The sequence below is a fragment of the Streptomyces yangpuensis genome, from assembly GCF_024666385.1.
GTDB lineage: Bacteria > Actinomycetota > Actinomycetes > Streptomycetales > Streptomycetaceae > Streptomyces > Streptomyces yangpuensis.
In genome coordinates this window covers 6,211,535-6,226,549 of record NZ_CP102514.1, presented here as the reverse complement: position 1 = coordinate 6,226,549, position 15,015 = coordinate 6,211,535, and the positions used below count along the sequence as shown (strand labels likewise).

Sequence of the window (15,015 nt, the reverse complement as noted above, 5' to 3'; positions counted from 1 at the left end):
CCTCCGGCGCCCGCCCCCTAGGCTCCTGCGCCGACGTGACTGTTACCAGCGGTAACGAGGGGGCATTCGCCATGGCCGGCTCCGGGAGTTCCAGGCGTACGTTCATCGCAGGCACGGGCGCGGCGGCCCTGTCGGCCCAGGCCCTGACGGCCGCGGCCGCCGCGACCGGCTCGGCGCCGGCCGCGCCGCCCGCGCCGCCCCCGCCGAACGGCCGGCGCGTCGCCGTCCTCGGCGGCGGGGTGGCGGGCCTGACCGCGGCCCACGAACTCGCCGAGCGCGGCTACGCCGTCACCGTCCACGAGCGCCGCGCGCTCGGCGGCAAGGCCCGCAGCATGGACGTACCGGGCAGCGCCCGCGGCGGCCGCAGAGCACTCCCGGCCGAGCACGGCTTCCGCTTCATCCCCGGCATCTACCACAACCTGCCCGACACGATGCGGCGCATCCCCTTCGCGGGGAACACCAACGGCGTGTGGGACAACCTGGTGGCCCCGCCCGAGATGATGTTCGCCCGCGCCGGGGGCCGCGAGGACCTGCGCGGCCCCATCCCCTGGCCCGGCCACTCCCCCGCCGCCCTGACCCCCGACGAGGTACGGCGGGCCCTGTCCGGCCTCCTGCAGACCCTCTTCCGGCTGCCGCCGCACGAGACGGCGTACTTCGTCAACCGCGTCCTCGTCTTCCTGACCAGCTGCGACGAGCGTCGGACCGAGGTCTGGGAGCACACGCCGTGGTGGGAGTTCACCCGGGCGGCGCAGATGTCGAACGAGTACCAGCGCATCCTGGCCGTCGGCGTCACCCGCAACATCGTGGCGACCAAGGCGGAGGAGGCCTCCACCCGCACGGTCGGCACTCTCGGCGAGGCCTTCGTCTTCAACCTGCTCGGCCGCGGGGCCGACGGCCCGCCGGACCGGATCCTCAACCTGCCGACCAACGAGGCGTGGATCGACCCCTGGGAGGCCCATCTGCGTTCCCTGGGCGTGGAGTTCAGGATCGGATGGACGGTACGGGAGGTGCAGTACGGCGGCGGCCGGGTCAGCGGGGTGGCGGTCGAGGGCCCGGACGGCGCCCGGCACACCGTGACCGCCGACCACTACATCAGCGCCCTGCCCGTCGAGCACGCCCGCCGCACCTGGAGCGCGGGGCTGCGGGCCGCCGATCCGATGCTGGGGCGCTGCGACAGGCTCCGGACGGACTGGATGACCGGCATCCAGTTCTATCTCACCGAACGGGCCCCGCTGGTTCACGGCCACCTCAACTGCATCGACTCGCCCTGGTCGCTGACCGCGATCCAGCAGGCCGAGCACTGGCCGGCGCGGGACTTCCCCGCCGACTACGGCGACGGGGCGGCGGTCGACTGCCTGTCGGTGGACATCTCCGAGTGGGACAGGCCCGGGATCCTGTACGGGAAGACGGCCAAGCAGTGCACCCGCGACGAGGTGGCGCGCGAGGTGTGGGCGCAGCTGAAGGCCTCCCTCAACGACACCGGGAGGACCCTGCTGTCGGACTCGAAGCTGCACTCGTGGTTCCTGGACCCCGGCGTGGACGGGCTCGGCACCCCGCACCCCACCAACCAGGACGAGCTGCTGATCCACCCGGTCGGCACCCTCGGCAACCGGCCGAGCGCCGGCACGCGCGTCCCGAACTTCTTCCTCAGCGGGGACTACGTCGCCGTCGACATCGACCTGGCGACGATGGAGGGGGCCAATGCCTCGGCCCGCGCGGCCGTCAACAGCCTGCTGGACCGTGACGGTTCGGCGGCTCCGCGGTGCACCGTCCGGCCGCTGTACCGGGCGCCGGAGATGGAGTCCGCCAAGCGGCACGACCTGTGGCGGTACCGCCTCGGCCTGTGCAACGTCTTCGATGTCGGCTGACCGCGGCGGGCGGTCCGGGCCCGGCGGGCTCGGCTACCGTCGGGGCCATGACCACCTCCACGCCCACGGTCGGCGCCCTGCTCCGCACATGGCGGGAGCGGCGCGGCATCAGCCAGCTGGAGCTGGCGGGCCGCGCCGACTCCTCCTCCCGGCACATCAGCTTCATCGAGACCGGGCGGTCCCGGCCGAGCGAGGAGATGGTGCTGCGGCTCGCAGACCGCCTCGACGTCCCCGTCCGGGAGCGCAACTCCCTCCTGCTCGCGGCTGGTTACGCCCCGCGCTACGCGCAGACCGCGCTGGACGACCCCTCGATGGAGACCTTGCGCGAGGGCATCGAGCGGCTGCTGACCGGCTACGAGCCCTATCCGGCGCTGGTGGTGGACGCCACGTACGACGTCGTCGCCGCCAACCGGGGCATCGTGATGCTGCTCGACGGCCTGCCGGAGCACCTGCTGACGCCGCCGCTGAACGCGATGCGGATCACCCTGCACCCCGAGGGCCTCGCCCCGAGGATCCGCAACCTCGCCCAGTGGCGGGGGCACCTGCTCGCCCAGATGGAACGCCAGATCGCGCTGGCCCGGTCCGAGCCGCTCCGCGCGCTGTACGAGGAGGTCTCCTCCTACCCGGTGGCCGAACGCACCGGGGACGGCGAGCGGCGCGAGCCGGTCCCGTACATCGCGCTCCCGCTGGTCATCGAGCACGACGGCCACCTGCTGTCCTTCGTCTCGTCCATCGCGACCTTCAACACGCCGATGGACGTGACCGTCGCCGAGCTGGCCATCGAGACCATGCTCCCGGCCGACCCGGCGACGGTGAAGTACCTGCGCTCACTCGGCGACTGAGCGCAGGGCGAGCTGCTGGAGCACGGCGAAGCCGGCGACGGTGAGGGCCTGCACCGGGATCCACACGGTCCCGGCGACGGTCGGCGAGAACCAGACGACGAGGGCCACCAGGCTGAGCGCGGCCCAGGCGTAGTTGGTCTCGACGACGGCCTTCACGGCGAGCGCCGGGGGCCGGCGGCGCGAGGCCAGCGCGCCGACGGCGGCGCCGTAGAGCACGAGCAGGACGCCGAGGGCCAGGAGCAGCTCCTGCCCGACCCCGAGCAGCCGCCCCAGCGGGGCGGAGAAGGCGACGTAGGCGAGGCCGTTGCCGGTGGTGACGACGGAGTCGAGGGCGAGGAAGCGGCGCAGCGCGAGCTGCGGGACGGCGGTACGGGCGAAACCGGCGAGCAGGGTCGCGGACATGGGGAATCAGCCTCCGTCGAGGTCGAACGGCCAGGTGGGAGCCGGGCCCCGGAACCGAGTGCGCGGCCCCGGAACCCGGTGCCCCCACTGTGCCGCGCCCCCTCACGCAGGGTCGATTACCTGCGAGGTCATGCCAACGGTTTTTGAGGCGGGTGGCAGGAAACATTGGGGTTCGCGTGGTTCGGCCGGGGGTGGGGGGCTAGGCTTCACGCAGCCCGATCCACTCGAACGCCTTGTCGACATATGGAGATTCCGCCGGTGCGAGCCGCCGCCCGACCCGACCTCCCCGCGATCTGGCGGCGTGTCGCGGCCCTCGCGGAGCGGTGCGGCCGGGACCCGGCCGAGGTGCTGGGGGTGGGGCGGCTGAGCCACCTGTCCGGGGTCGAACCCCACCGCATCCCGCGGGTGGTGGCGGGGACGTCCGCCGAAGTGCCGCTGGAACGGCGCGTGCACCGGCGGTTCCGGCTGCTGCGCGCGACCCGTCGCGACAAACACGGCCGGGAATGGCCGCTCGCGGCCATCGCCCACGACTTCGGCGCCCCCGGGGCCTCCCTGGGCCCGCTCAACGCGGGCACCGGGCTGCCGCGGATGGGGCACGCGGCCGGTGTTCAGCGGTTCTTCGGGGTCTACGCGGGCTTCCTGCTGGCCGACAGCAAGAGCGCGGTGGAGCGGGCGCTCGCCCTGTCCGTCACCACCGTCTCGGACGGCCGCGACGACCTGGAGCACCTCTCGTACCTGACCGGCATCAGCCCCCAGGCCGTCCGGCAGACCCTCGACGGCCGGCCGCCCCGGCTCCCCCTGAAGGAGCAGGTGCACCAGCGGTTCGAGCACCTGCGGCGCACCCGGCCGCGCCAGGACGGCCAGGCCCACTCACTGACGGCCATAGCCAGGTCCTTCGACGCGTCCGGGCAGTCGTTGACCCGCCTCGCCCAGGGCGAGGGCATGCCGAACCTGGCCGCGGCCGCCGGGATCCAGCGCTTCTACGGTGTCGACGGCGGTTTCCTGCTCGCCGACGACACCGAGGCATTGGCCACGGCTCTCGCGCTGATCGAGGGCGAACTGGAGTGCGTGGAACGGGAGCGGGAGAACCCGATGCTGGCCGTGCTGCGTGCGCACGACGTACGGAGCATCGTCACGCGGGCCGGCCGGCTCTCGCCCCAGGGCTGGAAGTCGCTGGCCGACCACTTGGACGACCTCCTCGCGCGCGAGGGGCAGCTCGGAGTTCCGGGCACGAAGGGCGGGACGCCGGACGAGGGCGCCGCCGCCGAGGGAGAAACACCATGAGGACCACACGGGCCATGCGCCGGCTGGGCTTCGAACTGCTGGAGGGCGCACGCCTGACGCCGCCGGCCGATGCCGCGGAGATCATCGGGGCGCTGTGCGCCGCCTACGCCGAACGACGCGGCCAAGAGCGGAGGGTGGACTTCCACTTCGCCTCCTTCCCGCCCGGCACCGCGAGCGGGCTGTGGCTGGAACTGGACGACGTCGATCTGATCGTCGTCGAGGAGCACACCCGGCCCGAACACCAGCTCGTCATCGCGTGCCACGAGCTGTGGCACCTGGACGAGGGGACCTGCGACAGCGTCGGTCCGGGCCTGCCGGCGGCAGCCCGGCCGGCGGGACAGGCCCGCCCCGGCCGCCTCGCCGACCTGCTCGCCTCCGACGCCGGGCTGGAGGCGGTCGTACGGCAGGCCGCCGCACGCGCCGACCAGCAGGACCCGGCGGAGATCCGCGCCGAAACCTTCGGCCTGTACCTCGGCACCCTCCTGCGCACCTACCTGCCGTCGCCCCGGGAGCGGTTCCCCGCGGCGATCGAGCGCATCAGGTCCTCACTCGGCTGGGGAAGCCCCGTGCCACGCCGTGACCAGCACCAGCCAGTCGCCGCATCCCTCACGCCGATGCCCTCAGCACGGCCCTGACAGAGAGCCCGCCACGATGAACCAGTCCTCCCCGCGCCGCCACGTCGTCGTCATAGGCGGCAGCCTGGCCGGCCTCCTCGCGGCCGCTGTCCTCGCCGAGCACGCCACGGTCACCGTCATCGACGCCGACCCGCTGCCCGAGGGGCCGGCCCCGCGCCGCGGACTCCCCCAGGCCCGGCACACCCATCTGCTGTGGTCGGGTGGTGCCCGGGCCATCGAGAAGATCCTGCCCGGCATCACCGACGACTGGACCAAGGCCGGCGCCATCCGCCGCAGCCTGCCCACCGACCTGGTCACCAAGACCGCCCAGGGCTGGATCCCGCGCTGCGGCGAGAAGCAGTTCAACATCTCCTGCAGCCGCGACCTCCTCGACTCCGTGGTCCGCGCCCGCGTCACCTGCCTGCCCGGGGTGACCACCCTGCAGCGGAGCCGGGTCCGCGGTCTGGAAGGCACGGCGGCCCGGGTCACCGGCGTCCGTGTCGACACCCCCGAGGAGCAGGAGCGGCTGGTGACGGCGGACCTCGTGGTCGACGCCAGCGGCCGCGGCTCACGGGCCCGGACCTGGCTCCAGGCGCTCGGCGTGAGCGGCATCCGGCAGGCCGAGGTCGACTCCGGTCTCGTCTACGCGACCCGGATCTTCGAGGCACCCCCCGGCGCGCACGAGATGGGCTTCCCCATCGTCAACGTGCAGTCCGACCCCCGGGTGCCCGTGCCCGGGCAGACCGCCACGATCGTGCCCATCGAGAACGGCCGGTGGCAGGCCACCCTGTCCGGCACCCGCGGCGGCCAGCCCACCGGCGACCCCGACGCGTTCATCCCGTTCGCCAAGTCCGTCCGCGACCCGATCGTCGGCGAGCTCCTGGAGCACCGCAAGCCGCTCACGGACGTCGCCGTCACCCAGGGCACCGCCAACCGCCGGGTCTACTTCGAGAAGGCCGAGCTGCCCGACGGCTTCTTCGCCGTCGGCGACTCCGTGGCCACCTTCAACCCGCTGTACGGGCAGGGCATGACCGTCGCCGCCCAGGGCCTGCTCGCCGTACGCACCCTGCTGCGGGACAAGGGCCTGGCCCATCCCGGGATCGGCCGTGAGGCGCAGCGCGTCATCGCGCCCCAGGTCGCCACCGCCTGGGAGCTCGCCACCTCGCAGGACATCCTCTATCCGGGCGCCACCGGCATGAAGCCGCGCGCCGGCACCAATGTGCTCAACGGCTACGTCAACCGCCTGATGACGGGAGCCACCACGGACGAGGCGCTCACCGCCGCCCTGTTCAACGTCCTCACCATGAGCGTCGAGCCCACCCACTGGCTGCGCCCGTCGGTGGTCTGGCACGTGATGCGCGCCTCCGACCGGGGCGCACTGAAGGCGCCGCCGCTCACCGCCGCCGAGCGGGCCGTCGCCGGGCTCGACCCGGCGCCCGGCACGCGCACCGGCAGCGGCTCCGGCTCCGGCTCCGGGGGCAGCGGCAGCGGCAGCGGCAGCAGCAGCAGCAGCAGCGGATCCGGCGCCCGGGGCAGCACTGGCAGCGCCGCCCCCACCGGCCCGGCGGCCGATCCGGTCGGCCCGGCCGACCCCGTCGGACAGGCCCGATGAGCGGCGGGACCGCGCTGCTCCTCCTGCCCGGCTCGCTGATGGTCCTGGCGCTGCTGATCAAGCTTCCCGAGCTGGGCCGGGGATCCATACCCGGAGCGGGACCCGGCCCCGGTGGTCGCCTTGCGCCTGAGAGGGGTGGACCGAGAAACGGGCGGCGCCCCGGACCGGGGTCCGGGGCGCCGGGTGTCACGGGCGGGGCGGCTCAGAGGTCCGCGAGGTCCAGCCCGGCCTGCGCGGCCGCGGCCCGCACCGTCTGCTCCAGCAGGACGGCGATGGTCATCGGGCCGACACCGCCCGGCACGGGCGTGATCAGCGAGGCGCGGGCCGCCGCCGACTCGAAGTGGACGTCGCCGACGTTGCCCTCGTTGTAGCCGGCGTCCAGGACCACCGCGCCCGGCTTGATGTCCTCGCCCCGGATGAACTCGGCCTTGCCGACGGCGGCGACCAGTACGTCCGCCTGGCGCACGATCGAGGAGAGGTCCCGCGTGCGGGAGTGGCAGTAGGTGACGGTGGCGTTCTGCTCCAGCAGCAGCATGCCGGCCGGCTTGCCGAGGATGGCGCTGCGGCCGACGACCACGGCGTGCTTGCCGGTCAGGTCCACGTCGTACTCGGCGAGCAGCCGCATGATGCCGCCCGGGGTGCAGGAGACGAAGCCCGGCAGGCCGAAGCCCATGGCCGCGAAGGAGTGCATGGTGACGCCGTCGACGTCCTTGCCGGGGGCGATGGCCTCGAAGGCGGCGCGCTCGTCGATGTGGTGCGGGACGGGGTGTTGGAGCAGGATGCCGCTGATCTCCGGGTCCTCGGAGAGGGCCGTGATCGCCGCGACCAGCTCCTGCGTGGTGGTCGAGGCCGGCAGCTCCACGTGGCGGGAGGTGATCCCGGCCTTCGCGCAGCGGTTCTGCTTCATGCGGACGTAGGTGACGGAGGCGGGGTCCTCGCCGACCAGCACGGTCGCGAGGCAGGGCGCGGTGCCGGTGCGCTCGGTGATCTTCGCCGCGAGGGCGGCGGTCCGCTCCGAGATGCGGCGGGCGAGGGCGGTGCCGTCCATCAGCCGGGCGGTGCCGGCGGCGGGGGCGGTCTGGGCAGTCGTCACGGGATCTCCTGAACGTCGCTGCGGATCGCGGTCGCGGTTCGCGGTTCGCCCAGGCGCGCGGCAGTCGACGCCACCGGAGGTCCTCGGGTGCGCCGGGCCGCTCCCCGGTGGTGATCCACCCGAACGCCAGTCACGGCCCACCGACCACTGTAGTCGACCAATTCGGTGGTCGCCCGGCGCCCGACCTGCGACGATCGATGCATGACGCGTACTTTCGACCATCTTGTCGCCGAGGCCGAGTCCGTCTCCGTGGACGGCTGGGACTTCTCCTGGCTCGACGGGCGGGCCACCGAACAGCGTCCCTCCTGGGGCTACCAGCGCCTGATGGCCGACCGCCTGGCCCGGGTCCGGTCCGCCCTGGACGTCCAGACCGGCGGCGGCGAGGTCCTCGCCGGGTCCGGGCCCCTGCCGCCCCTGATGGCGGCCACGGAGTCCTGGCCGCCCAACATCGAGCGGGCGACCCGGCTGCTGCACCCGCTGGGCGCGGTGGTGGTCGCGGACTCCGACGAGCCGCCGCTGCCCTTCGGGGACGAGGCCTTCGAGCTGGTGACCAGCCGGCACCCGGTGACCATCTGGTGGGACGAGATCGCCCGGGTGCTGACACCCGGCGGCACGTACCTCTCGCAGCAGGTCGGCCCGGCGAGCGTCTTCGAACTCGTCGAATATTTTCTCGGGCCCCAGCCCGAGGAGGTCCGGCGCGCCCGGCATCCCGACGACGCCGCCGCCGACGCCGCGAAGGCGGGTCTGGAGGTCCTCGACCTGCGCTCGGAACGGCTGCGCACCGAGTTCCACGACATCGGAGCCGTGATCTACTTCCTGCGGAAGGTGATCTGGATGGTGCCCGGCTTCACGGTCGGGCAGTACCGGGACCGCTTGCGCGAGCTGCACGAACGGATCGAGCGCGACGGCCCCTTCGTCGCGCATACCGCCCGTTTTCTCATCGAAGCCCGCAAATCCGACTGACGCGGGGGGCCGACGGATCCACGCCCGATCCGGTTGCCCGGTCGTAGCGTGGCGCAGGTCACTCAATTCAGCGCGTAACGAATCGACTCGGGCAGGCGATGAACCGACAGGTGTCCTCGCGCGGCCCGGAATACAGACCCCCCTCGGGTCTGTTTCCCGAGTTCGCGCGATGATGTCCCGCCCACCCCTTTGTCTGTTCGCAACGAGAGGCTCCTTGTGTCGCTCAGCCCGTCCCGTACGTTCCCTCCGGAGATCGCCGAATCCGAGGCCCTCGTCGCGCTCGTCGAGCGCGGCCGCGAGCAGGGTCACATCAACGGTGACGACGTGCGCCAGGCCTTCGAGGCCGGCCGCATCCCGGTGGACCAGTGGAAGCGGGTCCTGCGCAGCCTGAACCAGGTCCTCGACGAGGAGGGTGTCGCCCTTCACGTCAGCGCGGCCCCCGCCACCAAGGCTGCCGCGAAGAAGCCCCGCAAGGCTGCCGCCGCCCCCGCCCGTACCGTGGCCAAGAAGGCCGCCGCCGCGCCGCGCCCCATCGGTGCGCGCAAGACCGCGGCCACCGCCGCGGCCACCACCGTCACGTCCACGGCTTCGGCGATATCCGCTCCGTCGGCCGCCGCGGCTGCGGAGGCGGCGGCGCCGGCCGAGGCCGCCGCCGAGCCGAAGAAGCGCACGGTCAAGAAGACCGCCGCCAAGAAGACCGCCGTGAAGAAGACCGCGGCGGCGAAGAAGACCAGCGCCAAGGACGCCGACGAGGGCGAGAACCCGGTCGTCGAGGGTGAGGACTGGGCCGCGGAGGACCTCGTCGACGAGGCCGAGGAGGAGGCCCCCAAGGCCGGTGCCCAGGGCTTCGTGCTGTCCGACGAGGACGAGGACGACGCCCCGGCGCAGACGGTCATGGTGGCCGGTGCCACCGCCGACCCGGTCAAGGACTACCTGAAGCTGATCGGCAAGGTGCCGCTCCTCAACGCCGAGCAGGAGGTCGAGCTCGCCAAGCGCATCGAGGCCGGTCTCTTCTCCGAGTACAAGCTCGAAGAGGAGGAGGACCACAAGCCCGCCTTCAAGCGCGAGCTGGAGATCCTCGTCGAGGACGGCCGCCGGGCGAAGAACCACCTGCTGGAGGCCAACCTCCGTCTCGTGGTCTCCCTCGCCAAGCGCTACACCGGCCGCGGCATGCTCTTCCTGGACCTGATCCAGGAGGGCAACGTCGGCCTGATCCGCGCCGTGGAGAAGTTCGACTACACCAAGGGCTTCAAGTTCTCCACGTATGCGACCTGGTGGATCCGGCAGGCGATCACGCGTGCCATGGCCGACCAGTCGCGCACCATCCGCATCCCCGTCCACATGGTCGAGATCATCAACAAGCTCGCCCGCGTGCAGCGCCAGATGCTCCAGGACCTCGGCCGGGAGCCCACTCCGGAGGAGCTGGGCAAGGAACTCGACATGACCCCCGAGAAGGTCATCGAGGTCCAGAAGTACGGCCGCGAGCCGATCTCCCTGCACACCCCGCTGGGTGAGGAGGGCGACAGCGAGTTCGGTGACCTCATCGAGGACTCCGAGGCGGTCGTGCCGGCGGACGCGGTCTCGTTCACCTTCCTCCAGGAGCAGCTCCAGTCGATCCTGGGCACGCTCTCGGAGCGCGAGGCGGGCGTGGTCTCGATGCGCTACGGCCTCAACGACGGCCAGCCGAAGACCCTCGACGAGATCGGCCGCGTGTACGGGGTCACCCGTGAGCGCATCCGCCAGATCGAGTCGAAGACCATGTCGAAGCTCCGCCACCCGTCGCGCTCGCAGGTCCTGCGCGACTACCTCGACTGATCCGGCTCCCGTACGAAGCCCCCGCACCGCCGCCCGGCGATGCGGGGGCTTCGTCGTGACGGCCGTCAGGTGAGGCGGAAGACCGGGCCTTTCGGGGTGAAGGGGAGGGAGGCGCCCTGGGGGATCAGGTAGGCGTGTTCGCGGCGGATGCGCAGGGTGTCGCACCAGCCGTCGGTGATCACCAGGAGCGGCGCCGTCGGCGGGAAGTCCTCGGCCCGCTGGAGCAGGTCGATGCCCGGCTGGAGCTCGGTGCCGCCGCGGCCGCGGACCCGGACCCGGCCGGCGATCTCGGCCGGCGGCACGTAGCCCGCGTCGTACGGCGCCGCGTCGCAGAACACGACCCGCGCCGCCGGTACGTCGCGGGCCTCGGCGTACGAAGCGATCGCGCCCAGCGCCTTGCCGAGCAGGGCGGCGTTCATCGACCCCGAGGTGTCCAGGACCACGCCGAAGGTGCAGCGGGCGGTCTCCTCGGGCGGGAAGTACCGGCCCGCGCGCGGGATGTCCGGGGTCGAGGCCTGGCGGCGCGCCGGGCGGGCGTAGGAACGTACGGCCTCCGGCCTCGGCACGTACTCGTCGAACCAGCGGGCGAGCCGGGCGTCCCAGGGCACCGGCGGGTGGGCGAGGGCCCGGATCTCCTGGACGAGCCCGGCCGGCAGCAGGCCGCGCCCGCCGCGGACGTGCAGGTCGAAGCCCTGGACGAGGCCGCGCCGGTAGAACTCGTCGAGGTCCGTGTACGGGCGCCCCGCACGGTGCGCGAGCGGCTCGCCCAGGATGTCCCCGACGCCCTTGCCGCGCAGGGTGGCCAGGCGCCGCATCCGGCGCAGGTCGGTGGTGATCCGGTCGTAGACCTCCTCGACGGAGAGCCCGCGCAGCGCCGGGTCGTGCAGCAGCCCCTCCGGCATGCTGCCGATCCGCATCTCCACCAGCCAGTCGTTGACCACGTAGTCGGCGGCGACGTTGTGCAGGTACGGATCGCGGGCACCGCGGCGCTCGCCGTGGCGCAGGGCCGCGTGCAGCATCTCGTGGGCCAGGATGAACCGCCACTCCTCGTCCTCGAAGCTGCGCAGCGGGTTGATGTAGATCTCCCCGGCGGCGGCGCTGACGGCGGCGACGGCGATGTCCTGGGCGCGGGCCAGCTCGGCGTCGGCGACGACGGTCAGGCCGGCGGCGAGCCCGCCGAGGAGCGGGTAGGAGGACACGAACCAGTTCAGGGCCCGGTCCCAGGGACGCTGCTCCACCAACTCGCCGGTGGTCCGGTCGCGGCGGCCGCCGGCCACGTCCATGGCCGTGGAGACACTGCGGGTCAGGGCGGCGGCGAAGGCGGTCTGCCAGTCGGGGACGGCGGATCCGCTCCAGCTGCGCCAGGTGGTCAGGATCTGGTCGGGGCCGCGCCCGGCGGTGCCGCAGTGCTCGTACGCGGCGGGGATGCCGTCGCGGCGCCACCGGGCGGCGAGCTCGTCCTCGTCGCCGCCGGGGTACGCGGCGGGCAGGTGGTCGGGGGCGCGGCCGACCGGGAAGGTCAGCAGGAAGCGGTTGACGACCGTGCAGCGGGCGGCGAGGTCGAACGCATCCGGCTGGGCCCGGTCCTCGTCCTGGGCGGCGGGGACGTGGCCGAAGCCGAGGTGGAGCAGGGCGTGGGCGAGCGCCCAGGCCCACTCACGGGGCTCGGCCCGCCGGGTGGGGTGGACGTGGACGACGCCGTTGGAGGTGACGGCGGCCAGTCCGCCGGCCGGGGCCTCCTTGCATCCGGGCTCGCGGCAGACCTTGCCGTCGAGGGCGCCGAGTGCCGCGTTCTGCTTGACCAGGGCCAGGCCCTCGGCGAAGGCCTGGGCGGCCGGATCGGGCTTTGCGGCGGCCTTCGCCCGGGCCTTTCCGCTCCGGGTCACCGGCGGGCCTCGACCAGCCGGGGCATGTCGCGGGCCGCCTCGATCAGGAACCAGCCGGGCAGCACGGGCAGGCCGTCGGCGTCGTCGGCGATGACGGTCTGGGCGACCTCGACGGAGATCTCGGCGAGCTGGACCAGGAGCGACTTGAAGCGGTGGGTGTGCTGGCGCAGGGCGGGCGAGACGTGTTCCTTCTGCGCCGGGAGCTCCTTGAGCAGACGGCCCCGGAAGGCTTCCGCGAGGTAGAAGAGCAGGTCGCGGTCCTGGAGCCGGGCGGGCCAGGAGGCGTCGCCCTTCAGGATGGCCTCGATACCGAAGGTGTGGCGGACGATCTTGGCGTAGCCGCAGAAGGAGACGGCGTGCGCGGGGGTGAGGGTGCCGTGCGCGACGACCTTGAGGGTCTGCTCGTCCAGCTCCGCCCCGAAGGAGTGCAGGGCGTCGGAGAGCATGTGCCAGGAGCGCGGGGTGGAGAAGGGCTCCTCGGTCTTCGGCGGCTGCGACCAGAGGTGATCGGGGCGGTCGGTGAGGTAGTCGGTGACCCACGGGTGGATGCCGTGCTCGCCGGCCCACACCAGCCAGTCCTGCGCGGACGCCTGGAGGTGGACGTGGGTGAGGCGGTTGACCAGGGCGGAGGCGATGGGCCGGGCCAGCGCGTTGTCCGTGGCCCGGTTGCCGGCGCCGATGACGATGGAGCCGGCGGGCAGCTCGTAGGAGCCGATCCGGCGGTCGAGGATCAGCGAGTAGAAGGCCTTCTGCACATCCGGGCTCGCCGCGTTGAGCTCGTCGAGGAAGAGGCAGTACGGCTCGTCGCGGGCGATGGCCTCCGGCGGGCAGAAGACGGAGCGGCCGTCACGGATCTGCGGAACGCCGATCAGGTCCTCGGGGGCGAGCTGGGTGCCGAGGAGACTGACGCACTCCAGGCCCAGGGAGTCGGCGAACTTCCTTACGAGCGAGGACTTCCCGATACCGGGCGCCCCCCAGAGGAAAACGGGCCGCACGGTGGCGAGGCCGAGCAGCAGTTCGGGGATCTGGGCGGGGGTGACGGTTACGGCAGCCTGCACGGGCGGGAACGTCCTTCGGGTGGGGCCGGTGTGGGGCGGTGTGGTGCGGCCAGTGTGGACGCACCGCGCACCGCCCGGCATCCGGTTTTCCCGCCAGGCCGGGCCCGGCACCCGTCCCGCCCGTCTGCCGTACCGCCCCGCGGGTCAGCCGGCCGAGCGCTGCCTGCGGGCCGCCATGACGGCGTAGACGGCGACGCCCCCGAAGAGGAAGAGCACGCCCTGGTAGACGGCGGCGTATCCGGAGCCGGCCACCAGCCACATGGAGAAGCCGAAGGCCAGGACGGCGAGGGCGCCGTCGCGGACCAGGCGTCCCCGCTGGACGCGCTCGCCCTGGCCGGAGAGCAGGAAGTAGATCTGCGCGGCGGTGGAGAGCAGGTAGGGGACGGTCGCGGTGAAGGTGGTGACGAGGACCAGGATCTCGAAGACGCCCTCGGAGCCGGCCGTGTAGTTGTAGACGGTCAGGGCGGAGGCCAGGGAGGTCGTGACGACGACGCCGACCACCGGGACACCGCGCTGCTTCTTCTCGAAGGCCCGCGGGAAGAGCCCGTCCTTGGCGGCGGCGTACGGGGTCTGCGCGCTGAGCAGGGTCCAGCCGTTGAGGGCGCCGGCCATCGAGATCACGGCGGCGCAGGCGACGAGCGTGCCGCCCCAGGTGCCGCCGAACATGGCGTTGACGGCGTCGGTGAAGGGGGCTTCGGAGGCGACGAGCTTCTCATGGGCGACGAGACCGAAGACGGAGAGGGTGCCCAGCAGGTAGACGACGGCAGCACCGGCGGTGCCGAGGATCGTGGCGCGGCCGACGTTGCGGGCGGGGTCGCGGACCTCCCCGGCGCTGACGGCGGCCGATTCCACGCCGAGGTAGCTGAAGAGGAGGATGGCCGCGGAGGCGGAGAGCGCGCCGGCGGGGCTCTGGCCGGTGGCCTGGAAGGGGCCGAGGTTGGCCGGGTCGAAGAAGAACAGCCCGCCCACGGCGACCAGCAGCAGCGGGGCGAACTTCAGCACGGTGGCGACGAGTTGGACGGCGCCGACGTAGCGGGTGCCGGCCAGGTTGGCGAGCGCCGGGAGCCACTGCATGGCCAGGGCCGCCAGGCACATGGACCACTTGTGCTCACCGATGGCGGGGAAGAGGACGCAGAGGTAGCCGACCGACGCGACGGCGAGGGCCGCGTTCGACACCCAGGAGGTGATCCAGTAGCTCCAGGCGGCGAGGAAGCCGGCGAAGTCGCCGAAGGCGGCGCGGGCGTAGACGTACGGACCGCCGGTCTGCGGGTGCCGGTGGGCGAGGCGGCCGAAGACGAGCGCGAGGGCGATGGCTCCGAGGGTGAGGACCGCGAAGGCGACGAGGCTGATGGTGCCGAAGGGGGCGACGGAGGCGGGGAGGAGGAAGATTCCGCCGCCGATGATGTTGCCCATGACCAGGCAGGTCGCGATGGGCAGTCCGAAGCGTCGGGCATGGGGGTCGCGGCCCTGCTCGGGGGGTGCGGTGGTCTCTGCGGGCAGGGCTGCGGTGCTGGTCATCGGTGGTGCGCCTCGGGTCGTCTCACATGGTGGGCGGGTCGACACATGGTCGGCCACCGT

At 72.9% G+C, this 15,015-nt stretch carries 12 protein-coding genes and 1 riboswitch; of the genes, 7 read left to right on the top strand and 5 right to left on the bottom strand.

From position 1 onward, the window contains the following. Nucleotides 1-71: 71 nt before the first annotated feature. Both NRK68_RS28275 and NRK68_RS28270 read left to right on the top strand, forming a co-directional pair. Complete coding sequence (locus NRK68_RS28275; RefSeq protein WP_257857942.1) at nucleotides 72-1,868, top strand: hydroxysqualene dehydroxylase; 1,797 nt, start codon at nucleotides 72-74, stop codon at nucleotides 1,866-1,868. A 47-nt stretch (nucleotides 1,869-1,915) separates the two neighbouring features. Beyond that, nucleotides 1,916-2,710, top strand: a complete 795-nt coding sequence (locus tag NRK68_RS28270) for a helix-turn-helix domain-containing protein (RefSeq protein WP_183063870.1) — start codon at nucleotides 1,916-1,918, stop codon at nucleotides 2,708-2,710. Here the strand turns inward: NRK68_RS28270 and NRK68_RS28265 are convergent. Further along, a complete protein-coding gene (locus tag NRK68_RS28265; RefSeq protein ID WP_046779909.1) occupies nucleotides 2,696-3,112 on the bottom strand; it encodes a hypothetical protein in 417 nt (138 codons plus the stop codon). The two genes, NRK68_RS28270 and NRK68_RS28265, sit on opposite strands and share 15 nt — an antisense overlap. 258 nt (nucleotides 3,113-3,370) lie before the next feature. On the opposite strand from NRK68_RS28265, the gene NRK68_RS28260 reads away from it, so the two are divergent. From NRK68_RS28260 to NRK68_RS28250, 3 genes are read left to right on the top strand one after another with little or no spacing between them, the layout of a single operon-like run. Beyond that, nucleotides 3,371-4,396 (top strand): hypothetical protein, encoded by a 1,026-nt coding sequence (locus tag NRK68_RS28260; RefSeq protein ID WP_257857122.1) that lies wholly within the window; start codon nucleotides 3,371-3,373, stop codon nucleotides 4,394-4,396. Then, on the top strand, nucleotides 4,393-5,031 hold the full coding sequence (locus NRK68_RS28255) for a toxin-antitoxin system, toxin component (protein ID WP_257857121.1): 639 nt from the start codon (nucleotides 4,393-4,395) through the stop codon (nucleotides 5,029-5,031). Before NRK68_RS28260 ends, NRK68_RS28255 begins: the two co-directional genes overlap by 4 nt. Before the next feature lie 16 nt (nucleotides 5,032-5,047). After that, nucleotides 5,048-6,622 carry an NAD(P)/FAD-dependent oxidoreductase gene (locus NRK68_RS28250; RefSeq protein ID WP_257857120.1) on the top strand — a complete coding sequence of 525 codons (1,575 nt, stop codon included), beginning with the start codon at nucleotides 5,048-5,050 and terminating at the stop codon, nucleotides 6,620-6,622. Nucleotides 6,623-6,824: 202 nt separating this feature from the next. Here NRK68_RS28250 and NRK68_RS28245 read toward each other — a convergent pair whose 3' ends face one another. Further along, complete coding sequence (locus NRK68_RS28245) at nucleotides 6,825-7,670, bottom strand: bifunctional 5,10-methylenetetrahydrofolate dehydrogenase/5,10-methenyltetrahydrofolate cyclohydrolase (RefSeq protein ID WP_257857941.1); 846 nt, start codon at nucleotides 7,668-7,670, stop codon at nucleotides 6,825-6,827. 85 nt (nucleotides 7,671-7,755) lie between these two features. Then, nucleotides 7,756-7,859: riboswitch (ZMP/ZTP riboswitch) on the bottom strand. Between the two features lie 57 nt (nucleotides 7,860-7,916). Here NRK68_RS28245 and NRK68_RS28240 point away from each other — a divergent pair. Then, nucleotides 7,917-8,678, top strand: coding sequence for a methyltransferase domain-containing protein (locus NRK68_RS28240; RefSeq protein ID WP_257857119.1), 762 nt, complete (start codon nucleotides 7,917-7,919; stop codon nucleotides 8,676-8,678). 216 nt (nucleotides 8,679-8,894) lie between these two features. Beyond that, on the top strand, nucleotides 8,895-10,493 hold the full coding sequence (locus tag NRK68_RS28235; protein ID WP_183063865.1) for an RNA polymerase sigma factor: 1,599 nt from the start codon (nucleotides 8,895-8,897) through the stop codon (nucleotides 10,491-10,493). A gap of 65 nt (nucleotides 10,494-10,558) precedes the next feature. Here NRK68_RS28235 and NRK68_RS28230 read toward each other — a convergent pair whose 3' ends face one another. The 3 genes from NRK68_RS28230 to NRK68_RS28220 all read right to left on the bottom strand — a co-directional run bounded on the left by NRK68_RS28230 (nucleotide 10,559) and on the right by NRK68_RS28220 (nucleotide 14,955). Next, the gene (locus NRK68_RS28230; RefSeq protein ID WP_183063863.1) at nucleotides 10,559-12,379 is read right to left on the bottom strand and encodes a vWA domain-containing protein; all 1,821 of its coding nucleotides are present in this window, start codon (nucleotides 12,377-12,379) and stop codon (nucleotides 10,559-10,561) included. Further along, nucleotides 12,376-13,437: an ATP-binding protein gene (locus NRK68_RS28225; protein ID WP_183063862.1), complete on the bottom strand. Its 1,062-nt coding sequence runs from the start codon at nucleotides 13,435-13,437 to the stop codon at nucleotides 12,376-12,378. The genes NRK68_RS28230 and NRK68_RS28225 overlap by 4 nt, the downstream gene beginning before the upstream one ends. Nucleotides 13,438-13,581: 144 nt before the next feature. Continuing rightward, nucleotides 13,582-14,955, bottom strand: coding sequence for an amino acid permease (locus tag NRK68_RS28220; RefSeq protein ID WP_183063861.1), 1,374 nt, complete (start codon nucleotides 14,953-14,955; stop codon nucleotides 13,582-13,584). Nucleotides 14,956-15,015: the final 60 nt, after the last annotated feature.